Below are 20,832 nucleotides of genomic sequence, written 5' to 3'. Positions count from 1 at the left end.
CACGCGATTCTTTGACGCACATCACATGCCCCGATCCGACGATCTCCGCCATGCTGGCCCTGTACCGGCCAGTACCGATCGCTGGCCGGGTCCGCGACGGAGGGGACACCACCTGCCATGGCCGACACCGTGCTGTACGACGTGACCGACGGGCTCGCGACGATCACGCTGAACCGCCCGGACGCGATGAACTCGCTGAACACGGAGCTGAAGGTCGCCCTCCGGGACGCCCTGCAGGCGGCGGGCGCCGACCCGGCCGTGCGGGCGGTCCTGCTGACCGCCACCGGGCGGGCCTTCTGCGTGGGCCAGGACCTGAAGGAGCACGTCGGGAACCTGGAGGCCGCCCGGCAGTCCGGCTCGGGCAATGCGCTGAGCACCGTGAGCGAGCACTACAACCCGATCGTGCGGGCGATCGCGGAGATGCCGAAGCCGGTGGTCGCCGGGGTCAACGGCGTCGCTGCCGGGGCGGGCTTCGGTTTCGCGCTGGCCGCGGACTACCGGGTGGTGGCCGACACGGCGAGCTTCACCACCGCCTTCGCCGGGGTCGGGCTGTCCGCCGACTCCGGGCTGTCCTGGACCCTGCCGCGGTTGGTCGGCCCGAGCCGGGCGGCGGACCTGCTGCTGTTCCCGCGGTCGATCTCCGCGCAGGAGGCGGAGGAGCTCGGCCTCGTCAACCGGCTCGTGCCGGCGGCGGAGCTCGCGGACACCGCCGCCGGGGTCGCCCGGCGGCTGGCGGACGGTCCGACCGTCGCCTACGCCGGGCTGAAGGAGGCGCTGGCGTACGGGGCGGGGCGCTCGCTCGCCGAGGCGCTGGAGAAGGAGGACGAGCTGCAGACGCGGTCGGGTGCCTCCGAGGACCACGCGATCGCGGTCGCGGCCTTCCTCGCCAAGGAGAAGCCGAAGTACACGGGGCGCTAGCGGGCACGGGGCGCTAGCGGGCACGGGGCGGTCCGGCGCCCGGCCGCCCGGTCCGCCGGACGCCCCGCACCCACCCCGTCAGGCCGCGGGGGCCGCCGGGGTACGGGCCGCGCAGGCGGCCAGGTGGTCGTTGACCAGGCCGCAGGCCTGCATCAGGGCGTAGGCGGTGGTGGGGCCGACGAAGCGGACGCCGGCCTTCTTCAGGGCCTTGGCCAGGGCGGTGGACTCGGGCGTCACGGCCGGGACCTCGGAGACGTCCTGCGGGGCCGGCCGGCCCGGCTCCGGGGCGTGGGACCAGATGAGGTCGTCGAGTTCGCCGGGCTCCCACTCCGCGAGGACCTTGGCGTTGGCGAGGGTCGCCTCGATCTTGGCCCGGTTGCGGATGATCCGCTCGTCGGTGAGCAGCCGTGCCGCGTCGTGTTCGTCGAAGCGGGCGACGGCGGCGATCCGGAAGTCGGCGAAGGCCTTCCGGAAGCCCTCCCGCCGCCGCAGGATGGTCAACCAGGACAGCCCCGACTGGAAGGCCTCCAGGCACAGCCGCTCGTACAGGGCGTCGTCCCCGTGCACCGGGCGGCCCCATTCGGTGTCGTGGTAAGCGATGTAGTCCTCGGTGGACAGCGCCCACGGGCAGCGCAGGCCCCCGTCGGGTCCGGCGAGGGCGGTCACCGGGCGTCCTTGGACAGGTCGACCGCCGTCGGCTCCGACGGGCGGTCGGCCGTCCCGGCCGGGGCGGCGGCGGTGTCGGTGTCGGCCGCGACCGGGACGTCGCGGTGCGCGGCGGTCGCCGCCGTCAGCTCGGCGATCCGCGCGTCGCGCTCGGCCAGCTCGGCCGCGAGCCGCTCCAGCACGTCGTCCACCTCGGCCATCCGGTAGCCACGGGGCGCCACGGGCAGCCGCAGCGCGTCGATGTCGGCGGGCACCACCGGACGGCTCTCGGGCAGCGCGTCGGCGACGCGGTCCGGCTCCGCCTCGGGCAGTACGGGCTCCGAGCCGCCGCTCACCACCGCCAGGGTGACCGCGGCGACGACCCCGACCAGCGCGATCAGCAAGAACCAGAACACGATCGACTCCCTGAGAGACTCTGGGGGCACCTCCCAGCGGTAGCTGGGGACCACTCCGACCACCAGGTTAAGGTCACAGGCGCGGCGCACGGGCCGCCTGAGGAGGAAAGAACGGGATGCTGCGACTGGGCAGGCGCGAGTTCGACACCCACGAGCCGGTGATCATGGCGATCGTGAACCGCACGCCGGACTCCTTCTACGACCAGGGTGCGACGTTCCGCGACGAGCCCGCCCTGGAGCGGGTGGAGCAGGCGGTGGCCGAGGGCGCGGCGATCATCGACATCGGCGGGGTCAAGGCCGGTCCGGGCGAGCACGTGGACGCGGCCGAGGAGGCCCGGCGCACGGTCGGTTTCGTGGCCGAGGTCCGGCGTCGCCACCCGGACGTGGTGATCAGCGTGGACACCTGGCGGCACGAGGTCGGCGAGGCCGTCTGCGAGGCGGGCGCGGACCTGCTCAACGACGCCTGGGGCGGGGTGGATCCGCGGCTCGCGGAGGTCGCCGCCCGGTACGGCGCGGGTCTGGTCTGCACGCACGCCGGCGGTGTCGAGCCGCGGACCCGGCCGCACCGGACCGGATACGAGGACGTGATGGCGGACATCCTGCGGGTCACGGTGGGCCTGGCCGAGCGGGCCGCGGCCCTCGGCGTCCGGCGGGACGCGATCATGATCGATCCGGGCCACGACTTCGGGAAGAACACCCGGCACTCGCTGGAGGCCACCCGGCGCCTGGCGGAGATGACGGAGACGGGCTGGCCGGTGCTGGTCTCGCTGTCGAACAAGGACTTCGTCGGCGAGACCCTCGACCGGCCGGTCAAGGAGCGTCTGCTCGGCACGCTGGCCACGACGGCGGTCTCGGCCTGGCTGGGCGCGCAGGTCTACCGCGTCCACGAGGTCGCCGAGACCCGGCAGGTCCTGGAGATGGTCCGCTCGATCCAGGGCCTGCGGGAGCCCGCGGTGGCCCGCCGGGGACTGGCCTGAGCAGGCCCAGGCACCGGCCCCCGGCCGACGACCCTGCCCCGGCCGGGGCAGCGGCGGGTCCGGCTACTTGCCGACTTCCTTCGTCACGAGGGCGATCGCCTCTTCCACGTCGTCCGTGACGTGGAAGAGGTAGAGGTCGCGCTCGGAGGCCTTGCCCTGTGCGACCACCGTGTTGCGCAGCCAGTCGACCAGGCCGCTCCAGTACTCCGTGCCGAACAGCACGATCGGGAACCGGGTGATCTTCTGGGTCTGGACGAGGGTCAGGGCCTCGAACAGCTCGTCCAGCGTGCCGAGTCCGCCCGGCAGGACCACGAACCCCTGGCTGTACTTCACGAACATCGTCTTGCGGACGAAGAAGTACCGGAAGTTCAGGCCGAGATCGACGTGCGCGTTGAGCCCCTGCTCGAAGGGCAGCTCGATGCCCAGGCCCACCGAGATGCCGTTGGCCTCCCGGGCGCCCTTGTTCGCCGCCTCCATCGCACCCGGGCCGCCGCCCGTGATCACCGCGAAGCCGGCCTCGACGAGCGCGCTGCCGATCCGGACCCCGGCCTCGTACTCCGGCGAGCCGGCGGGCGTGCGCGCCGAACCGAACACGCTGATCGCGGGCGGCAGCTCGGCCAGTGTGCCGAAGCCCTCGATGAACTCCGACTGGATGCGCAGCACCCGCCAGGGATCGGTGTGCACCCACTCGGTGGGACCGGCCGAGTCCAGCAGCCGCTGGTCCGTCGTGCTGCCCGCCTGCACCTGGCCCCGCCTGCGCAGTACCGGCCCGAGCTGCTGCTCCTCGGGGCGCCGGCGGGCGATCCCGTCGGAATTGCGGTGGTTGCCCATGATGTGCTCCCTCCTGCTGATCGTTGGCCCAGCCTAGGCGCACGAAGGTGAAGGGAAGCGGAATTCAGGAGGTCAGCCAGGCGCGAAGTCGTTCCTCGCAGTGCAGGATCGCCTTGGTATCCACCCGCTCGTCGACCTTGTGCGCCAGCAGGGCGTCGCCCGGGCCGTAGTTGACGGCCGGGACGCCGAGCGCGCTGAAGCGGGAGACGTCCGTCCAACCGAACTTGGGCATCGCCCGCCCGCCGACCGCCTGCATGAAGGCGACCGCCGCCGGGTGGGACAGGCCGGGCAGGGCACCGCCGGAGGAGTCGTCGACGACGAACTCGGCGATGCCGCAGTCCGCGAAGACCTCCTTGACGTGGGCGATGGCCTCGTCCTCGCTGCGGTCGGGGGCGTAGCGGAAGTTGACCGTCACCGTGCACGCGTCGGGGATGACGTTGTTGGCCACGCCGCCGTCGATGCGGACCGCGTTGAGGCCCTCGTGGTACCGCAGGCCGTCGATGACGGGCCTCCGGGGCTCGTACGCGGCCAGCCGGGCCAGGATCGGGGCCGCCGCGTGGATGGCGTTGGAGCCCATCCAGCTGCGGGCGGAGTGGGCGCGCTCGCCGGCGGTGCGCAGCAGCACCCGAAGGGTGCCCTGGCAGCCGCCCTCGACTTCGGCGTTCGAGGGCTCCAGCAGGACGGCGAAGTCGCCGGCGAGCCAGTCCGGGTGGGCGGCGGCGACCTTGCCCAGGCCGTTGAGGTCGGAGGCGACCTCCTCCTGGTCGTAGAAGACGAAGGTGAGGTCGCGGTTGGGCTCGGGCACGGTGGCCGCGATGCGCAGCTGTACGGCGACCCCGGACTTCATGTCGGTGGTGCCGCAGCCCCACAGGACGCCGTTCTCGTCGAGGCGGGACGGGACGTTGCCGGCGATCGGCACGGTGTCGAGGTGGCCGGCGAGGACGACGCGCTCGGCCCGGTCGAGGTGCGTGCGGGCCACGACGTTGTTGCCGTACCGGTCGACCGTGAGGTGCGGGAGGCCGCGCAGGGCGTGCTCCACCAGGTCGGCGAGGACCTTCTCGTCGCCGCTCACGGACGGGATGTCGACCAGCCGGGCGGTCAGCTCGGCTGCGTCCAGGGTGAGGTCCAGCTCGGATTCGGACATGTCCCGACCCTAACCCGCACGGCTGCGGCGAACGTCTCACGTCCGCTCACTGGACGCGACACGTGGCTCAAGTACGGTGGGCCGCGTGTCCCAGAGCGATCTTCCCCGCCCCCGCCGCCGCCGTCGGCTCCGTACGGCCGCCGGCCTGTGCGTCCTGCTCGCCCTCGTCGGCTACCTCGTCGTGCGGTTCGAGTCGTTGGGGGGCGGCGGCGCGCCGCACTGCACGGCCTCCGATCTGGCCGGGGACGCTCCCGGCGGAGACTCCCGCCGCACCTACGACATGACCCCCGAACAGGCGGCGAACGCGGCGACGATAGCCGCCGTCGGCGTGGCCAAGGGCCTGCCGGACCGGGCCGTGACCATCGCCCTGGCGACCGCCATGCAGGAGTCGGCCCTGCGCAACCTCGACCACGGCGACCGGGACTCCCTGGGGCTGTTCCAGCAGCGGCCCTCGCAGGGCTGGGGCACGCCCGAGCAGATCAGGGACCCGGTCTACTCGGCGGGGATCTTCTACGACCGGCTGGTCAAGGTGAAGGGGTACTCGCGGCTGCCGCTGACGGAGGCCGCGCAGAAGGTGCAGCTGAGCGGCTACCCGCAGGCGTACGCGAAGCACGAGCCGGACGCGACCGTCCTGACGGCCGCCTTCGCCGGCGCCGGCGAGCTCACCTGCGGCGGGCCGGCGCCGACCGATCCGGGCGACCCGCAGAAGGTCCGGGCGGAGCTGAACCGGATCTTCGCTGGGGGCGGGCTGCACATCAGTCCCGCGGAGCCCTCCCGGACCGGGGAGGCCGCAGGTCCGGGGCCGCTCAAGGAGCCCGAAGTCACGGTGGTGGAGAAGCGGGACGGCGGCGAGCCCGCGGTGCGCGGCAGCCGGGCGATCGCGGGCTGGGCGGTGGCCAACGCCCGCGGGATGAACATCGTGCGTGTCTCCTACGACCAGCGGGGCTGGATCGCCGGGGAGAAGAAGGGCCGCTGGCAGGAGAAGGGCGGCCCCGGGAAGTCGGGCGACGGCGATCCGCGCAACGCGGCGCCGGGCGAGATCCGGATCTTCGTGAAGGGCTGACACGCCGCATCGGCGCCCCGTCCGTGCGTACGGGGCGTCACTCGTGCGGGGGTCACGCGAAGGGCCCCACCGGGGGCCCCGGCAGGCACGGAATGCCTGGTCGGCGCGCATCCAATGCGCTTTTCCCGGAAGCCGATTAAACGATGCGTTGCCGATCCTTTACCTAACGGGTCCGCAACCCGTCCCGCCCCGGGAGCGGTTGTAGGGGCGTACTCAGCCGCTACCGCTTAGGAGCAACATGTCCCTCCCCCTGACCCGCCGGATCGCCCGTTCCGCGCTGCTGCTCGCAGCCGGGGCCGCTCCCGTGGTCGGTGCGGCCGGCGCGGCCAGCGCCGCGGGCCTGGACTCGGCCGTGCCCCAGCTGGGCGCGCTCACCGCCCCGGAGACCGCGGACGCCACCGCCACCGCGAACGACGCGGTCGGCACCGGCGGGGCCGCCGCGACCTCGGTCGCGGACACCGCGGCCAAGGCCCTGCCCGGCGCTCCCGCCGAGGTGGCGGGCACCGCGGGCGGGCTGCTCGGTGGGCTCCCGGCCAAGGGCCTGCCGACCGACGCCGTGCCGGCCGGCCAGCTCACCGGCGCGGTGCCGGCCGACGCGGTGGGTTCCCTGCCGCTGCAGGGGCTGCCGCTGGGCGGCTGACCTCCGCCCGTTCCGAAGGACCGAGGGGGCCGGGAGTTCACACTCCCGGCCCCCTCGGTCCGTGCTGTCCGCGGAGCGGCCGCCCGCGCTACGGGCAGCCGCGTCAGGCGAGCCGCTTGACGGCCGCCTCGACGCGCTCGTCCGTGGCCGTGAACGCGACGCGCACGTGCTGTGCGCCCGCCTCGCCGTAGAAGTCGCCGGGCGCGACGAGGATGCCGAGCGCTGCGAGGTGGGCGACGGTGTCCCAGCAGGGCTCGTCGCGGGTCACCCACAGGTAGAGGCTGGCCTCGCTGTGGTCCACCCGGAAGCCGTGCGCCTGGAGTGCCGTGCGCAGCGCCTCGCGGCGCGCGGCGTAGCGGGCGCGCTGCTCCTCGACGTGGGCGTCGTCGCCGAGCGCCGCCACCGTGGCCGCCTGCACCGGGGCGGGTGTCATCATGCCGCCGTGCTTGCGGATCTCCAGCAGCTCGCCGAGGACGTCCGCGTCGCCGGCGATGAACGCGGCCCGGTAGCCGGCCAGGTTGGAGCGCTTGGACAGGGAGTGGACGGCGACGAGGCCCTCGTACGAGCCGCCGCACACGTCGTCGTGGAGGACCGAGACGGGCTCGGACTCCCAGCCGAGCTCCAGGTAGCACTCGTCGCTGAAGACCAGGATGCGGTGCTCGCGCGCCCAGGCGACGATCCGGACGAGCTCTTCCTTCGGGATGACCTTCCCGGTGGGGTTGGACGGGGAGTTCAGCCAGAGCAGCTTGATGCCGGCCGGGTCGAGCTCGGTCGGGTCGTCGTAGACGACGGCCTCGGCCCCGCACAGCCGCGCCCCCACCTCGTACGTGGGGTAGGCGAGCCGCGGGTAGGCGACCTTGTCGCCGGCGCCCAGGCCCAGCTGGGTCGGCAGCCACGCCACGAGCTCCTTGGAGCCGACGACCGGAAGGACGTTGCGGTGTCCGGCGGCGCTCGCGCCGAGCCGGCCGCGCAGCCAGCCGGTGATCGCGTCGCGCAGCGCGGGCGTGCCCCACACGGTGGGGTAGCCCGGGGAGTCGGCGGCCGCGACCAGGGCGCTCTGGATCAGCTGGGGCACCGGGTCCACGGGCGTGCCGACGGACAGGTCGACGATGCCGTCCGGGTGCGCCGCGGCCGTCGCCTTGTACGGCTCCAGCTTGTCCCAGGGAAAGACGGGAAGACGTGCGGATACTGCGGCCACGGTGCTCTCTGCTCTCTCGTGCGGACCGGAACTGCCTGCCGGAACTGCCTGCCGTAACTACCTGCCGGGGCTGCCGGCCGGGACCGGCGGGACGGCGTGCCGGGACTGGGGACAAACGGCTCGGTCCCGCCCGGCACGGGGGCCGTACGGGACCGAGAGTCGCGTTCTGCCGTGGGCGGCGGCCGTCAGTGGCCTTCGCCCATGGGCGGCAGCGCGGCGATGAAGGGGTGATCCCGCTCGATCAGGCCCAGCTTCGAGGCACCACCGGGCGAACCGAGCTCGTCGAAGAACTCGACGTTCGCCTTGTAGTACTCCTTCCACTCCTCCGGAGTGTCGTCCTCGTAGAAGATGGCCTCGACCGGGCAGACCGGCTCACAGGCACCACAGTCGACGCACTCGTCCGGGTGGATGTACAAGGACCGCTGGCCCTCGTAGATGCAGTCGACGGGGCACTCTTCGATGCATGCCTTGTCCTTGACGTCGACACAAGGCTCCGCGATGACGTAGGTCACGCTCTCGTTCCTCCTCGGTAGGGCTGTCCATATCGCGCGGGAGCGCGGCGTCGTCGATGCCCACGCCTAGTATCTCCGTTCCCGGGCACGATCCGAACAGGAGGGGCGGACAGAGCTGTGGAAATCACGGCCGGCGGGCTGCTGGAGATCCGTATCACCCCGGCTGACGTGGGTAAACGAGTCTCCGTACGACGGGTGGAAAGCGGGTCGAAGGCTGCGCCCGCGTTCACCGATACGGTAGGGGTTCTCACATCGTGGGACCAAGGTGTGCTGACGATCACACGAAAGAGCGGCGAGTCCGTCCGCATCGCGGAATCGTCGCTGGTGGCGGGCAAGGTGGTGCCCGCCGCGCCGGCCCGGCGGAGGGGGCCCGCGGCCTCGTTCGAGGAGCTGGCGCGGGTCGGGGCGCGGGCCTGGCAGCCGCTGGAGAGCGAGCCGCTGGGCGGGTGGACGCTGCGCGCGGCCGCCGGATTCACCCGGCGGGCCAATTCGGTGCTGCCGCTCGGCGATCCCGGGGTGCCGCTGGACGAAGCACTCGCGCGGGTGACGTCCTGGTACGCGGAACGAGGACTTCCGGCGTATGTGCAGGCCGCCACGGGGGCCGCCGGCACCCAGGAGGTGCTGTGCGCCGATCTGGAGCGGCGGGGCTGGGTCCGTGAGGTGTCGGCCGAGGTGCGCATCGCGGCGCTGGCACCGCTCGCGGACACGGCCGCGGACACCGCGCAGGTGCTGCTGTCCCGCACGCCCGACGAGGAGTGGCTCGGGCGGTACGGGCGGGTGGCCGACCCGGCGGTGGCCCGCCGGGTGCTGGTCGCCGGCCCGTCGGTCTGGTTCGCGACGGTGCCCGGGCGGGCGATCGGCCGGCTCGTCACCGACGGCCGGTGGGCCGGCTTCGCGGCCGTCGAGGTGGACCCGGCGCACCGGCGCGAGGGCCTGGCGACGGCGGTGATGGCGGCCCTGGCGGCACGGGCCCTCGACGAGGGCGCCTCGGCGGCCTGGCTCCAGGTGGAGACGGACAACGCGGCGGCCCGGGCCCTGTACGAGGGCATGGGCTTCGCGCCGCACCACGCCTACCACCACTACCGGGCGGCACGATGACGGCGTGGAACCGGGAGCTGTTCGCCGAGGAGGCCCGCTCGGAGCGGCCCGACCTGGCGGTGCTGTGCCTGCTGCTGGCGGCCGAGGCGGATCCGGAGCTCGACGAACGGGCCATGGACCGGTCGCAGATCGAGCTGGACCGGCTGGCGGGCATGCTGCCGTACGGGCTGCACGGCGCCCGGGCCTGGGCCGCGGCGGTGACGGAGTTGCTGGGCGGCCGAATGGGCTTCCACGGCACGCCCGCGGACTACGGGAGGCTGTCGTCCTCGTTGCTGCACGAGGTGCTGCGGCGCCGCCGGGGCCTGCCGATCCTGCTGTCGGTGGTCTGGATGGAGGTCGCGCGGCGGGCGGGTGCGCACGTGTACGGGCTCGGGCTGCCCGGGCACTTCGTGGTGGGCTTCGGGGATCCGGAGGAGGGCGTCGTGGTGGACCCCTTCGCCGGCGGCGCGTCGCCGGGCACGGGTCCGGCGGAGCTCGCGGCCGGGCCGCGCACCCCGGCCGGGACGCTGGAGATCGTCCTGCGGATCCTGAACAACATCCGGGTGTGGGCCTCGGCACGGCCCGAGCAGTCGGCGGTCGCGCTGTGGTCGCTGGACCTGTCGCTGCTGCTGCCCTCGCATCCGGCGTCGCTGCGCTACGAGCGGGCCCGGCTGCTCGTGGAGCGCGGGGAGTTCCGTACGGGCGCGGCGGAGCTGGAAGCGTACGCGGAGGTGGTCTCGGCGGTGGACGCCGAGGCCGCGGCGCGGATCAGGTCGGAGGCCCTCTCGGCCCGCGCCCTGCTCAACTGACGGCCCGCGCCGGCCCGGCGCCGGGAGGGGCCCACGACGCGCGCGGCCCCCGTCCCGGGTCCGGGAACGGGGGCCGCGCTGCCGCCGGCCGAGGGCTCCGGCCGGCCGGCCGTCAGCTGGGGTTGGTGTCGATCGTCGCGGTGCGCTCGGCGGCGGTCTTGCCGCGCAGGGCCTTGCCGAGGGCTCCGGCCACGTCCTGCGGGGTGACGGGGGTCTTCTCGCCGGTGCCGCGGGTGATCAGGACGCCGTCGAAGGTGTTGCCGTACGTCGTCTTGAGCGCTTCGAGGTCGTACTTCTCGACCAGGCGCCCCTCCACCACCTGCATGCTGAGGATCTTGGGCAGGGACTTGGGGCCGAAGGCGAGGGACTTGGGGCCCGCCTTCACGGTGGCGATGCCCGACATGGCGGGCTCGGCGAACTCCTTCATGGCCCGGTCCAGTTCGGCCTGGCCGACGGCCGGCTCCTTGTTGGCGGTGGGGAGTTCGACGGGGGTCGTCTTGCCGGTGGCGACCATCTCGCGGAAGGCCTTGGTGACCAGGTCGGCGGAGGCGCCCGCGTCGAGGGTGGTGCCGGCCTTGCCGGGCACGGCGACGGCCTTGCCCGTGTCGAACTTGATGGTGCCCTCGGTGACGGTGCCGGCGGTTCCCGCCAGCTCCTGCAGCGCGACCTGGAGCTTCTCCTCGTCGACGGGCAGCACCGGGTCGGCGACGCGCTCGTTGCCGAGGAGCGAGCCGATGACCGTGACGGGGTTGTAGTCGCTGCCGGCGGCGTTGCGGACGGTGGTCTGGGCGTCGAGGGACAGGCCCGCCTTCTCCGGCTTGAGCTCGGCCTGCTTGCCGGCGACGCTCACCTGGAGCGGGCTGGCGGCGCGGTTGCCGAAGGCCGTCTGGAGCTTGGCGACGGCCTCGTCGCGGCTGCCGCTGATGTCGACGCCGAGGACGGTGGTGCCCTTGGGGACGTCCGAGTGGTTCAGGAGCAGCCCGGCGCCGTAGGCGACGCCGAACAGGGCGAAGACGCCACCGCCGACCAGGACCAGCTTGGATCGGGCCTTGGCCACCTTGGTCGGCTTGGGGGCGGGCTTCGGCGCGGCCGGGCGCGCCGGGGCGGGCCGGGGGCCGCGCGGGGCGGAGGCGCCTGCCGTGGCGCCCGGGCCCGGCGGGGGAACCGGGGCGGCCATCGGGTCGTCCAGGTCCGGTCCGGGCCAGCGCGGGGCCTCGTCGGCGCGCGGGGCGCCCAGCGGGGCGCTGCCCAGGGCGGGGCCGCCCGTGGGTCCGGCCGGACCGGCGGGGCCGCCACGGCCCGCGGGGGCGTCGAAGGCGGGGAACGGCTCGGTGGCGGGTCCACCATCGCCGGGGAAGGCCGGGAAGCCCTGGGTGGCCTCGGCGCCGGGCCCGCCGGGCGCGCCGGGGCCGCCGAAGGCCGGGTCGTCGAAGCCCGGGCCGGCGAAGCCGGGGCCGGCCGGGGCGGTCGTCTGCGGGGCGCCGGGGAAGTCCTGGGCCGGGACGCCGGGGCCGCGGCCGGGGGCGGCAGGGGCGCCCGGGGTGAAGCCGGCCGCCGGGGCGCCGCCGTGCGCGGCCGCACCGGGCCGGGCCGGCGGGGGGGGCGTGCGGTCGGGGAGCGGGCTTTGGGCGGGTGCGGACGCGGCCGGGCCGCGGGTCGGCAGGGGCGCGGCCGGGGCGGGGGCGGCGGCCCTCGACTTGCGGGGGGCGAACCAGTTGTTCCCCGCGTCCTCCGGCTCGGCGGGCCCCGCGGGCCCGTCCGGAGCGGCGGACACGGGGGGCGCGGCGGGCGCGGCGTTGCCGGGGGCGTGCGCGGCCGGCCCGGCGGTCAGCGCGCGGGGCGACGCGGGCGCCGACGGGCGCGCGGGCACGGCCGGCGGCTCGGCCTGCGCGTCCCGGGCCTTCTCCGCCTCGGCGGCGACCGGTTTGCGTACGACCACCGGCGGGATCGGCCGCGAACCCGGGATGTTGATCCGGATCCGGGTCGTCAGGGTGGTCTCGGTCTTCGGCCCGTCGGTGTCGGGCGTGGACGGGTTCGAGGTCACAGAGTTCTCCTCCGAGGCAGTCGCCGCTGTGTCCGCGGACGGGTGCTGGCCGGTTCCGTACGGCTGGGTACCCGAGGGGTATGCGGTTCCTCCGCGCCCCTGGGGCCCGGAGGTCGGACTGTCGGTTTCACGACTCAAGGCAGGTTCTCCCGGTTGGCTCCGCCGCCCGTCATACCGTGCGCGCGGGCAGCTCGGCGGCCCGACCACCATACTGGCCGCGGCCCGAACGCAACTGACCTAGGGGAATCCGAGGTTCCCCTTCGCCCCCTCCAAGCCCCCGGCGCACACCGGTCCCCGCAGGTCCCAATCCCCCGCAGCGGGCACCCCGCCCGAGTTCAACGGCCTGTCACTTGGCGGGCGGCGCGGCCGAAACGGGCTGGTCGAACGGGTTGCGCAGGGTGGCACACATCACAGCCGCGACGGTTCCGCCCAAAAGGTAGACGTACATGCCGATTCCGGACGAACTCAACAGGAAGTCCCCCTCGGGGCGCGGGACGCCCAGGGCCACGTACGCCAGGAACCAGCCGGCCGCCGCGGCGCCGACCCCGATGCCCGTCCCGGTCACGATCCGGCCGCCGAGGAACAGCCCGAAGAGGGCCAGCAGCGCCAGCGCCACCCCGGCCGGGAACCACAGGTCGACGACGGCCCAGCCGGCCAGACCGGTCAGCACGCCGAGCACCAACAGCCCGAGGAGGGCGGCGATCCGCCCCGCGGTCCACGCCCGGGTCATGCGCCGACCCCCGCGAACAGGTCGCGCTCCCGCTCGCCCGCGGGGGCGCCGGGGCGGCCCTGGACCAGCTCGTAGTACTCGCGGGCGAACAGGGGCTGCGCCAGGTCGTTGGAGAGCGCGAAGAAGGGCCCGTCCACGGCGATCTGGGTGGCGTGCGCCCGCATCGCGGCCGCCTTGGCCGCCACGGCCGACTCGTCCGCGGCGATCTCCGCGGTGATGAGCTCGTCGGCGACGACGCCGGGCACGTCGTCCGGCGAAGCCACCCCCGGGAAGGGCTTCTTGGCGCCGGCCGCGTGCAGCCGGGCGAAGCCCTCCTCGACCACCGAGCGCGGCACCCGGTTCCAGTAGACCTTCTCGATCGCGTGCGGGTCACCGAGGTCGCGTCGGTAGGCGGGCTCGGCGGCCAGCTCCACGGCACGCATGGCGACCCGGTGGGCCTGGATGTGGTCGGGGTGGCCGTAACCGCCGTTGGGGTCGTAGGTCACGAGGACCTGCGGGCGCAGCTCGCGGACGACCTCGACCAGGTACGCGGCCGCCTCGTCGACCTCCGCCGACCAGAAGGAGCCGGGGCGGCGGTTCTGCTCGACGCCCATCATCCCGGAGTCGCGGAACCGCCCGGGCCCGCCGAGGAACCGGTGGTCGGCGACCCCGAGTTCCGTCATCGCCGCGGCGAGCTCGCCGATGCGGTGGCTGCCGAGGGTGTCGTCGCGGTCGGCCACCAGGTGGGCGAGCTCGGGCGGGATGACCTCACCCTCCTCGCCGAGGGTGCAGGTCACCAGCGCGACGTGGGCGCCCTCGGCCGCGTACTTGGCCATGGTGGCGCCGTTGTTGATCGACTCGTCGTCCGGGTGTGCGTGCACGAGGAGCAGACGACGGGCGGGAAGACCGTTCATGGGGCAAGACTAACGAGCAACGGCCTACAGCTTGAGGCCGCTGATCATGCTCGCCACGTTCGAGGTCAGCTGGGTGAGCGTCGGCGCAATGGTCGAGCTCGCGAGATAGAAACCGAGGAGCACACAGACAGCGGCGTGTCCCGCCTTCAGGCCCGACCGGCGGACCAGCAGGAAGACGACGATCGCCAGCAGCACCACGGCCGAGATCGAGAGTGCCACGGCGTTTCACCTCCACGACGAGCGGACATCGGTACGCGTACTCGTACTCAGTGCTCGGCGGAGTCATACCCACCGTGCGCTACGGATCATAACTTTCCGTACCAGCGCATCGATCGAATTCCGGCAGCACGAGGGGCGCACGCCGCGCATGCACAGGGTCACGGGGGTGGCCGGCCGGGGAGCACGAACGGGCCCCCCGGCCGGTTGTCGGCACCCGCACGGCCGCACGGAACCCAGGCTGCCTGCCCCATATCTCCGGACAGAAACGGTCAAGTTGCCTGTGTGTAAACCGGGTTGGGTGGACGGCGGGGCGACGGGCGGCGCCCCCGGTACGCGGGCGGCCGCCACGCGGTGGAATCATCGCCCTGGCCGGAAATAACCGGTGGCGCGCAGGCTCCGACGGTCGTGTCGCGCCGAATGCGTCAGAACGGGACGGGTTCGACGGGTCGGATTCCGGCCCGTCCAGCGGCAGCGCGATCCGCTCGCCCGCGCGCCCCCCGCTGCGCACCTGCGCCGCCCGGTGCGCTCCTCCATTCGATCTTGGCCCTGTTCTACTGCCGTACATGAGTGCACAACTGCGCTGCACGGTCGTGCGGACCGGCAGCTACGACGGAGTCCAGGGCGGTCGCTTCGGGGCCGGAATCAGCGCCCAGTCGGCCGGGGCCAAGGGGCTGTGCCTGCACCGGCTGGTGATGCCCGCGGGCAGCCGCGGCCGGCCTCACCTGCACGCCGGGCACGAGTCCGCGATCTTCGTCCAGTCCGGCCAGGTCGAGGTCTGGCACGGCGAAGGCCTCACCGAGCACGTCCTGCTCCGGGCCGGCGACTACATCCACATCCCGCCGGACACCCCGCACCTGCCGGTGAACACCGGCGAGGAGGACATGGTCTGCGTGGTGGCCCGCACCGACCCCGACGAGCAGGAGGGCGTACGGCTGCTGGCCCTGCCCGACTGGCTGGAGGCCCGGGTCGGCACGCACCCGGTCGGGGCCGGCTGAGCCGTTGCTGCCGCACCTTCGACTACTCCCCCTTCGCCCCGGGCGCGGCGCCCGGCGGCGCGGGCGGCGGGGGCAGGTCCCCCGGCGGCGGCACCACCTGCTTCTCGGCCGCGAAGTGACAGGCCGAGGGGTGGGCGGCCGGCCCCGGGGGGAAGACCGCGGGGACCGCCAGCAGCGGGACCTCGTCGGTGCAGCGGCTCTGGGCCTTCCAGCAGCGGGTGCGGAACGGGCAGCCCGACGGCGGATCGGCGGGCGAGGGGACGTCCCCGGTCAGGATGATCCGCTCCCGGTGGGCCCGCGCCCGCGGGTCCGGGACGGGGACGGCCGACAGCAGCGCCTGGGTGTACGGGTGGGTGGGGTGGTCGTAGATCTCGGTGTCGGTGCCGATCTCCACCACCCGGCCCAGGTACATCACGCCCACGCGGTCGGAGATGTGCCGGACGATGGACAGGTCGTGCGCGATGAACACGTACGACAGGTCGAACTCGCTCTGCAACCGCTCCAGCAGGTTGATGACCTGCGCCTGCACCGACACGTCGAGCGCCGAGACCGGCTCGTCCGCCACGATGACCTCCGGCCGCAGGGCGAGCCCGCGGGCGATGCCGATGCGCTGGCGCTGGCCGCCGGAGAACTGGTGCGGGTAGCGGTTGATGTACTCGGGGTTCAGGCCCACCACGTCCAGGAGCTCCTGGACCCGCCGGCGACGGTCGCCCTTCGGGGCGGCCTCCGGGTGGATCTCGTACGGCTCGCCGATGATGTCACCGACCGTCATGCGCGGGTTCAGCGAGGTGTACGGGTCCTGGAACACCATCTGGATGTTGCGGCGGACGGCCTTCAGGGCCCGGCCGGACAGCTTCGTGATGTCCTCGCCCTTGTACGTGATGGAGCCCGCCGTGGGCCGTTCCAGGTTGACCAGCATCCTGGCCACCGTGGACTTGCCGCAGCCCGACTCCCCGACGATGCCCAGGGTCTCGCCGCGCCCCAGCCCGAAGGAGACGCCGTCGACCGCCTTGACCGCGCCGACCTGCTTCTTGAACAGGATCCCCCGGGTCAGCGGGTAGTGCTTGACCAGGCCGCGGACCTGGAGGACGGGCTCAGCCACCGAGGCACTCCTTCCAGAAGTGGCAGGCGCTGGCGCGCGGCTCGGGCACACCGGTGACCGGGTACAGCGGCGGCACGTCGCTGCGGCACACCGGCCGCGCCATGGGGCAGCGGGGGTTGAAGGCGCAACCGGGCGGGATGGCGAGCAGGTTGGGCGGCAGGCCCTTGATCGCGTACAGCTCCTGCCCCTTCTGGTCCAGGCGGGGAATGGAGTCCAGCAGGCCGCGGGTGTAGGGGTGGGCGGGCGCCTCGTAGATGTCGTGGACCGGGGCCGCCTCGACGATCCGGCCCGCGTACATGACGGCGATCTTGTCGGCGACGTCGGCGACCACGCCCAGGTCGTGGGTGATCAGGATGAGCCCCATGTTCAACTCGCGCTGCAGCTCCGCGAGCAGGTCCATGACCTGGGCCTGCACCGTGACGTCGAGGGCCGTCGTCGGCTCGTCGGCAATGATCAGCGAGGGTTCCAGGGCCAACGCCATCGCGATCATGATGCGCTGGCGCATGCCGCCGGAGAACTGGTGCGGGTAGTCCCCCACCCGCTGCTTCGCCGCGGGGATCTTCACCCGGTCCATCAGCTCGACGGCCCTGGCCCGCGCCTCCTTGCGGGACGTCCCGCGGTGGATCTCGTACATCTCGCCGAGCTGCGCGCCCACGCTCAGCACCGGGTTCAGGGCGGACAACGCGTCCTGGAAGATCATCGCCATCTCGGCGCCGCGGATCCTGCGCCGCTCGTCCTCCTTCATCCTCAGCAGGTCCTTGCCCTTGAAGAGGATCTCGCCGCCGGCGATCCGGCCCGGAGGCACGTCCAGGATGCCCATCACCGCTTGGGCGGTCACCGACTTGCCGGAGCCGGACTCGCCGAGCACGGCGAGCGTCTCGCCGGCGTCCACCGAGTAGGTCACGCCGTTGACGGCCTTGGCGAGCCCGTCACGGGTGCGGAACTCCACGTGGAGGTCCCGGACTTCGAGCAGCATGGGCCCGCTCCTCAGCGCAGCTTGGGGTCGAGGGCGTCGCGCACCGCGTCGCCGAGCATGATGAACGCGAGCACCGTCAGGCTCAGCGCGCCCGCCGGCCAGAGCAGCATGTGCGGGGCGTTGCGGATCTGGGGGGCCGCGTTGGAGATGTCGATGCCCCAGGAGACCGTGGGCGGACGCAGTCCCACGCCGAGGAAGGACAAGGTGGCCTCCAGGGCGATGTACGTGCCGAGCGCGATCGTGGCGACGACGATGACGGGTGCCACGGCGTTGGGCCCGACGTGCCGCAGCAGCAGCCGGGAGTGGCCGGCGCCCAGCGCCCGGGCGGCCTGGACGTAGTCGTTCTCCTTGGCGGTGATGACGGATCCGCGGGCGATGCGGGCCACCTGCGGCCAGCCCAACAGCACGATGAAGCCGACCACCGGCCAGACGGTGTCGCCGGTGACGACGGACAGGAAGACCAGGCCGCCCAGGACGACGGGGATGCCGAAGAAGATGTCGGCGACACGGGAGAGGAGCGAGTCGCTCCAGCCTCCGAAGAACCCGGCGAGCCCGCCGAGCAGCGAGCCGAGCAGTGCGGCGCCGAGGGTGGCGCACACGCCGACGGTGATGGAGGCGCGGGCCCCGTACACGGTGCGGGTGTACACGTCGCAGCCCTGGGTGTCGTAGCCGAAGGGGTGGCCGGGCTCGGAGCCCTCCTGCGATTTGGACAGGTCGCACTGGAGCGGGTCACCGCTCGCGATGAGCTGCGGCCAGATCGCGATGAGGACGAGGAAGAGGATCAGCAGGGCCGAGATGATGAAGACGGGGTTGCGGCGGAGCTGGTGCCAGGCGTCGGACCACAACGAGCGGGCCTTCTCGGCCGGCCCTTTCCGTCCCGGGTCGGGTTCCAGGTTCTTCTCCAGGCTTTCCGCCTCGTCGAGTGCCAGGTCCATCTGTCCGCCCTGTCCTGTGGGTGCGATGGCCTCGTTGTCACCGGGCTCCAGCGGGTCGTACGCCGGCTCAGGCATAGCGGATCCTCGGGTCGAGGACCGCGTAGAGCAGGTCGACGAGCAGGTTCGCCAGCAGGAAGACGATGACGAGGATGGTCACGAACCCGACCACGGTCGGGGAGTTGTTGCGCAGGATGCCCTGGTAGAGCTGGTAGCCGACGCCGTGGATGTTGAAGATCCGCTCGGTGACGATGGCGCCGCCCATGAGGGCGCCGATGTCGGTGCCGATGAAGGTGACGACGGGGATCAGGGAGTTCCGCAGCAGGTGCCGGGTGGTGACCCGGCGGCGCGGCAGGCCCTTGGCGACGGCGGTGCGGACGTAGTCGGCCCGGGCGTTCTCGGCGATGGAGGTGCGCGAGAGGCGGGTGACGTACGCGAGGGAGACCAGGGCGAGGACGACGCCGGGCAGGATCAGCTCGTCCAGGGGGGCGCTCGGGGACACGGTGGGCCGGACCCAGCCCCATTTGACGCCGAAGAGGTACTGGAGCACGTAGCCGGTGACGAACGTCGGGATGGAGATCACGATCAGGGTGAGGACCAGCACCCCGGAGTCGACGGCCCGGCCGCGGCGCAGTCCGCTGATGACACCGAGGGTGATGCCGACGACGATCTCGATGACGATCGCCACGCAGGTCAGGCGCAGGGTGACGGGGAAGGCCGAGGCCATCAGCTCGGTGACGGGCTGGCCGTTGAAGGCCGTGCCGAAGTCCCCCTGGAAGATCTGGCCCATGTAGTGCAGGTACTGCTCCCACAGCGGGCGGTCGAGGTAGAGCTCCTTGCGGATGCGGGCGGCGGTGGCGGGGTCGGGGGCCTTGTCGCCGAAGAGGGCGGCGACGGGGTCCCCGAGCGCGTACACCATGAAGAAGATCAGGAACGTGCTGCCGATGAACACCGGGATCATCTGGAGCAGCCGCCGGATCACATAACGTCCCATGGAGGGCTCCGGGGTGTCGGCGGGCCTTGCGGCTGCGGGTCAGCTGACCTTGATCTGGTCGTAGACGGGCACGCTGAACTGGTTGAGCGCCACGTCGGAGAGGCGTTCTGCGTATCCGGCGCTGCCGTTCTGGTACCAGAGCGGGATGGCCGGCATCTGGGCGGCGAGGATCCGCTCGGCGTCCTGGAACTTCGCGATGGCCGCGGCCGGGTCGCCCTCCTGGTTGGCCTCGTCGACGAGCTTGTCGAACTGCGGGTCGCTGAACTTGCCGTAGTTGGAGGAGGCGCCGGTGTAGTACAGCGGCTGGAGGAAGTTCTGGATCAGCGGGTAGTCGGCCTGCCAGCCGGAGCGGAACGGCCCGGTCAGCTTGTAGGAGCTCTGCTGGTTGCGGAAGTCGGCGAAGGTTCCGACCGGGTTGACCGTGCAGACGGGGCCCTGGCCGAGGGCGTTGTTGATGCTGTTGCAGACGGCGTCCATCCAGGCCCGGTGGGAACCGGTGTCCACGTTGGAGGTGAGGGTCATCCTGCCGCCGGGCAGTCCGCCGCCCTCCGTGATGAGCTGCTTGGCGGCCGCCGGGTCGTACGTGCAGGCGTCCCCGCACAGCGTGGGGTTGAAGCCGCCCTTCTCGCCGAGGGCCGGGGAGGTCCAGTCCTTGCCGGGGGTGCGGGTGTCGCGGAAGATCTGCTTGGTGATCTCGTCGCGGTTGATCGCCATCGAGATGCCGCGGCGGACCTTCTCCATGCCCGGCTTGCCCCACTGGGGGTCGTAGAAGGGGAAGGTGAGGGTCTGGATGATGAGGGCCGGCTGGTTGATGTACCGGTCGCCGAGGTCGTTCTTGACGTTCTTCAGCTGCGACGCGGGCACGTCGTCGACCAGGTCGAGGTTGCCGGAGATCAGGTCCGTGTAGGCGGTGTTGTTGTCGGTGTAGACCTTCAGGTCCACGCCGCCGTTGAGGGCCTTGTCCGCGCCGGGGTAGCCGTCCCACCTGCGCAGCTTCATCCCGGTGCCCTTGGTGTACGAGTCCACGGTGTACGGACCGTTGCCGATCGGCTTGTCCAGCCAGGCGGTGTGGTCGGTGAAGAAGGCCTTGGGCAGGGGCGAGAAGGCCTGGTAGCCGAGGGTCTCGGGCCAGGTGGAGAACTTCTTGTCGAGGGCCACGGTGAAGGTCCGCGCGTCCTTCACGACCAGCCCGGACATCGTCTTGGCCTTGGGCTCGCCGGAGGCCGGGTGGACCTCGTCGTAGCCGACGATGTCGCCGAAGAACGGGGCGTTGTTCTGCTTGTTGGTGACGTTCGCGGCGTAGTTCCAGGCGTCCACGAAGGACTGGGCGGTGACCGGCTCGCCGTTGCTGAACGTCCAGCCGTCCTTCACGGTGATGGTGAAGTTCTGGTTGTCGGTGGTCTCGATGCTTTCGGCGAGCATGTCGGTGGCCTCGCCGGTCTTGGGGTCGTAGCGCTTGAGCCCGCGGAAGATCATGTCGAGGACCTTGCCGCCCTGCACCTCGTTGGTGTTGGCCGGCTCCAAGGGGTTCTGCGGGTCGCCCCAGGAGGAACTGACGATCCCGGACTCGCCGCCTCCGCCGCTTTCACCCCCGCCTCCGCAGGCCGACGCCGCCAGGGCGACGGCCACCGCCCCTGCGGCCCACTTGGCGTGGGTGGCTGCGCGCATCGAGTGCCTCCTCCGGCTACCGGGACTCACTTGGGAGCCAATGTCACCC

Annotated in this window: 22 protein-coding genes; 7 read left to right on the top strand and 15 right to left on the bottom strand. The window is 72.7% G+C overall.

Annotated features, from left to right (window positions below; genetic code table 11):
• The first annotated feature begins 117 nt into the window (after positions 1-117).
• The gene (locus tag ACFV7Q_RS03300) at positions 118-918 is read left to right on the top strand and encodes an enoyl-CoA hydratase/isomerase family protein (RefSeq protein ID WP_385423031.1); all 801 of its coding nucleotides are present in this window, start codon (positions 118-120) and stop codon (positions 916-918) included.
• Positions 919-996: 78 nt separating this feature from the next.
• On the opposite strand, the gene ACFV7Q_RS03295 is transcribed toward ACFV7Q_RS03300, so the two are convergent.
• Both ACFV7Q_RS03295 and ACFV7Q_RS03290 read right to left on the bottom strand, forming a co-directional pair.
• The gene (locus ACFV7Q_RS03295; RefSeq protein WP_385423029.1) at positions 997-1,584 is read right to left on the bottom strand and encodes a DNA-3-methyladenine glycosylase I; all 588 of its coding nucleotides are present in this window, start codon (positions 1,582-1,584) and stop codon (positions 997-999) included.
• Positions 1,581-1,979: a DivIVA domain-containing protein gene (locus ACFV7Q_RS03290; protein ID WP_385423028.1), complete on the bottom strand. Its 399-nt coding sequence runs from the start codon at positions 1,977-1,979 to the stop codon at positions 1,581-1,583. The genes ACFV7Q_RS03295 and ACFV7Q_RS03290 overlap by 4 nt, the downstream gene beginning before the upstream one ends.
• A 116-nt stretch (positions 1,980-2,095) precedes the next feature.
• On the opposite strand from ACFV7Q_RS03290, the gene folP reads away from it, so the two are divergent.
• The gene (gene folP / locus ACFV7Q_RS03285; RefSeq protein ID WP_385423026.1) at positions 2,096-2,956 is read left to right on the top strand and encodes a dihydropteroate synthase; all 861 of its coding nucleotides are present in this window, start codon (positions 2,096-2,098) and stop codon (positions 2,954-2,956) included.
• Positions 2,957-3,019: 63 nt separating this feature from the next.
• On the opposite strand, the gene ACFV7Q_RS03280 is transcribed toward folP, so the two are convergent.
• Together ACFV7Q_RS03280 and dapE are read right to left on the bottom strand one after the other, a co-directional pair.
• Positions 3,020-3,787, bottom strand: coding sequence for a TIGR00730 family Rossman fold protein (locus ACFV7Q_RS03280; protein WP_385423024.1), 768 nt, complete (start codon positions 3,785-3,787; stop codon positions 3,020-3,022).
• A gap of 64 nt (positions 3,788-3,851) precedes the next feature.
• Positions 3,852-4,931 (bottom strand): succinyl-diaminopimelate desuccinylase, encoded by a 1,080-nt coding sequence (dapE, locus tag ACFV7Q_RS03275; RefSeq protein ID WP_385423022.1) that lies wholly within the window; start codon positions 4,929-4,931, stop codon positions 3,852-3,854.
• 85 nt (positions 4,932-5,016) lie between these two features.
• Here dapE and ACFV7Q_RS03270 point away from each other — a divergent pair, with 85 nt between their 5' ends.
• Positions 5,017-5,994 carry a hypothetical protein gene (locus ACFV7Q_RS03270; protein ID WP_385423020.1) on the top strand — a complete coding sequence of 326 codons (978 nt, stop codon included), beginning with the start codon at positions 5,017-5,019 and terminating at the stop codon, positions 5,992-5,994.
• A gap of 238 nt (positions 5,995-6,232) precedes the next feature.
• Entirely contained in the window at positions 6,233-6,634 is a 402-nt protein-coding gene (locus ACFV7Q_RS03265; protein ID WP_385423018.1) for an ATP-binding protein, read from the top strand.
• Between the two features lie 103 nt (positions 6,635-6,737).
• Here the strand turns inward: ACFV7Q_RS03265 and dapC are convergent, their stop codons facing one another.
• Both dapC and fdxA read right to left on the bottom strand, forming a co-directional pair.
• Positions 6,738-7,832: a succinyldiaminopimelate transaminase gene (dapC, locus tag ACFV7Q_RS03260; protein WP_385423016.1), complete on the bottom strand. Its 1,095-nt coding sequence runs from the start codon at positions 7,830-7,832 to the stop codon at positions 6,738-6,740.
• 185 nt (positions 7,833-8,017) lie between these two features.
• Positions 8,018-8,344, bottom strand: a complete 327-nt coding sequence (gene fdxA, locus ACFV7Q_RS03255; protein ID WP_114054017.1) for a ferredoxin — start codon at positions 8,342-8,344, stop codon at positions 8,018-8,020.
• Positions 8,345-8,461: 117 nt separating this feature from the next.
• Between fdxA and ACFV7Q_RS03250 the strand changes: the two genes are divergently transcribed.
• Both ACFV7Q_RS03250 and ACFV7Q_RS03245 read left to right on the top strand, forming a co-directional pair.
• Positions 8,462-9,442 carry a GNAT family N-acetyltransferase gene (locus tag ACFV7Q_RS03250; RefSeq protein ID WP_385423013.1) on the top strand — a complete coding sequence of 327 codons (981 nt, stop codon included), beginning with the start codon at positions 8,462-8,464 and terminating at the stop codon, positions 9,440-9,442.
• Positions 9,439-10,230, top strand: a complete 792-nt coding sequence (locus tag ACFV7Q_RS03245; RefSeq protein ID WP_385423011.1) for a transglutaminase-like domain-containing protein — start codon at positions 9,439-9,441, stop codon at positions 10,228-10,230. Before ACFV7Q_RS03250 ends, ACFV7Q_RS03245 begins: the two co-directional genes overlap by 4 nt.
• 112 nt (positions 10,231-10,342) lie before the next feature.
• Here ACFV7Q_RS03245 and ACFV7Q_RS03240 read toward each other — a convergent pair whose 3' ends face one another.
• From ACFV7Q_RS03240 to ACFV7Q_RS03225, 4 genes are all read right to left on the bottom strand, one after another.
• Positions 10,343-12,274, bottom strand: coding sequence for a hypothetical protein (locus ACFV7Q_RS03240; protein ID WP_385423009.1), 1,932 nt, complete (start codon positions 12,272-12,274; stop codon positions 10,343-10,345).
• 346 nt (positions 12,275-12,620) lie between these two features.
• Positions 12,621-13,004, bottom strand: coding sequence for a DUF6113 family protein (locus ACFV7Q_RS03235; RefSeq protein ID WP_385423007.1), 384 nt, complete (start codon positions 13,002-13,004; stop codon positions 12,621-12,623).
• The gene (gene mshB / locus ACFV7Q_RS03230; RefSeq protein WP_385423005.1) at positions 13,001-13,897 is read right to left on the bottom strand and encodes an N-acetyl-1-D-myo-inositol-2-amino-2-deoxy-alpha-D-glucopyranoside deacetylase; all 897 of its coding nucleotides are present in this window, start codon (positions 13,895-13,897) and stop codon (positions 13,001-13,003) included. Before mshB ends, ACFV7Q_RS03235 begins: the two co-directional genes overlap by 4 nt.
• A 24-nt stretch (positions 13,898-13,921) precedes the next feature.
• The gene (locus ACFV7Q_RS03225; RefSeq protein WP_114054011.1) at positions 13,922-14,116 is read right to left on the bottom strand and encodes a hypothetical protein; all 195 of its coding nucleotides are present in this window, start codon (positions 14,114-14,116) and stop codon (positions 13,922-13,924) included.
• Positions 14,117-14,679: 563 nt separating this feature from the next.
• Here ACFV7Q_RS03225 and ACFV7Q_RS03220 point away from each other — a divergent pair.
• Positions 14,680-15,111: a cupin domain-containing protein gene (locus tag ACFV7Q_RS03220; RefSeq protein WP_385423003.1), complete on the top strand. Its 432-nt coding sequence runs from the start codon at positions 14,680-14,682 to the stop codon at positions 15,109-15,111.
• 22 nt (positions 15,112-15,133) lie between these two features.
• Here ACFV7Q_RS03220 and ACFV7Q_RS03215 read toward each other — a convergent pair whose 3' ends face one another.
• The 5 genes from ACFV7Q_RS03215 to ACFV7Q_RS03195 are packed head-to-tail and all read right to left on the bottom strand — an operon-like array spanning position 15,134 to position 20,783.
• Positions 15,134-16,213, bottom strand: a complete 1,080-nt coding sequence (locus ACFV7Q_RS03215) for an ABC transporter ATP-binding protein (RefSeq protein ID WP_385423001.1) — start codon at positions 16,211-16,213, stop codon at positions 15,134-15,136.
• Complete coding sequence (locus tag ACFV7Q_RS03210) at positions 16,206-17,189, bottom strand: ABC transporter ATP-binding protein (protein ID WP_385422999.1); 984 nt, start codon at positions 17,187-17,189, stop codon at positions 16,206-16,208. Before ACFV7Q_RS03210 ends, ACFV7Q_RS03215 begins: the two co-directional genes overlap by 8 nt.
• A gap of 11 nt (positions 17,190-17,200) precedes the next feature.
• On the bottom strand, positions 17,201-18,199 hold the full coding sequence (locus ACFV7Q_RS03205) for an ABC transporter permease (protein WP_385422997.1): 999 nt from the start codon (positions 18,197-18,199) through the stop codon (positions 17,201-17,203).
• Positions 18,192-19,115: an ABC transporter permease gene (locus ACFV7Q_RS03200; protein WP_385422995.1), complete on the bottom strand. Its 924-nt coding sequence runs from the start codon at positions 19,113-19,115 to the stop codon at positions 18,192-18,194. The genes ACFV7Q_RS03205 and ACFV7Q_RS03200 overlap by 8 nt, the downstream gene beginning before the upstream one ends.
• Before the next feature lie 39 nt (positions 19,116-19,154).
• On the bottom strand, positions 19,155-20,783 hold the full coding sequence (locus ACFV7Q_RS03195; protein WP_385422993.1) for an ABC transporter substrate-binding protein: 1,629 nt from the start codon (positions 20,781-20,783) through the stop codon (positions 19,155-19,157).
• Positions 20,784-20,832 lie beyond the last annotated feature (49 nt).

It is taken from the genome of Streptomyces sp. NPDC059851, from assembly GCF_042732005.1.
In the GTDB taxonomy this organism is placed as follows: Bacteria; Actinomycetota; Actinomycetes; order Streptomycetales; family Streptomycetaceae; genus Streptomyces.
Note: the sequence above shows the minus strand (reverse complement) of the source record. Positions and strands in the feature narration are given on the sequence as shown.

Coding starts and splice junctions, on each gene's coding strand:
- mshB (WP_385423005.1), bottom strand. CDS start 13,897: ATGAACGGTCTTCCCGCCCGTCGTCTGCTCCTCGTGCACGCACACCCG.
- ACFV7Q_RS03280 (WP_385423024.1), bottom strand. CDS start 3,787: ATGGGCAACCACCGCAATTCCGACGGGATCGCCCGCCGGCGCCCCGAG.
- ACFV7Q_RS03300 (WP_385423031.1), top strand. CDS start 118: ATGGCCGACACCGTGCTGTACGACGTGACCGACGGGCTCGCGACGATC.
- ACFV7Q_RS03200 (WP_385422995.1), bottom strand. CDS start 19,115: ATGGGACGTTATGTGATCCGGCGGCTGCTCCAGATGATCCCGGTGTTC.
- ACFV7Q_RS03245 (WP_385423011.1), top strand. CDS start 9,439: ATGACGGCGTGGAACCGGGAGCTGTTCGCCGAGGAGGCCCGCTCGGAG.
- ACFV7Q_RS03210 (WP_385422999.1), bottom strand. CDS start 17,189: ATGCTGCTCGAAGTCCGGGACCTCCACGTGGAGTTCCGCACCCGTGAC.
- ACFV7Q_RS03220 (WP_385423003.1), top strand. CDS start 14,680: ATGAGTGCACAACTGCGCTGCACGGTCGTGCGGACCGGCAGCTACGAC.
- ACFV7Q_RS03195 (WP_385422993.1), bottom strand. CDS start 20,783: ATGCGCGCAGCCACCCACGCCAAGTGGGCCGCAGGGGCGGTGGCCGTC.
- ACFV7Q_RS03265 (WP_385423018.1), top strand. CDS start 6,233: ATGTCCCTCCCCCTGACCCGCCGGATCGCCCGTTCCGCGCTGCTGCTC.
- ACFV7Q_RS03205 (WP_385422997.1), bottom strand. CDS start 18,199: ATGCCTGAGCCGGCGTACGACCCGCTGGAGCCCGGTGACAACGAGGCC.
- dapE (WP_385423022.1), bottom strand. CDS start 4,931: ATGTCCGAATCCGAGCTGGACCTCACCCTGGACGCAGCCGAGCTGACC.
- ACFV7Q_RS03235 (WP_385423007.1), bottom strand. CDS start 13,004: ATGACCCGGGCGTGGACCGCGGGGCGGATCGCCGCCCTCCTCGGGCTG.
- folP (WP_385423026.1), top strand. CDS start 2,096: ATGCTGCGACTGGGCAGGCGCGAGTTCGACACCCACGAGCCGGTGATC.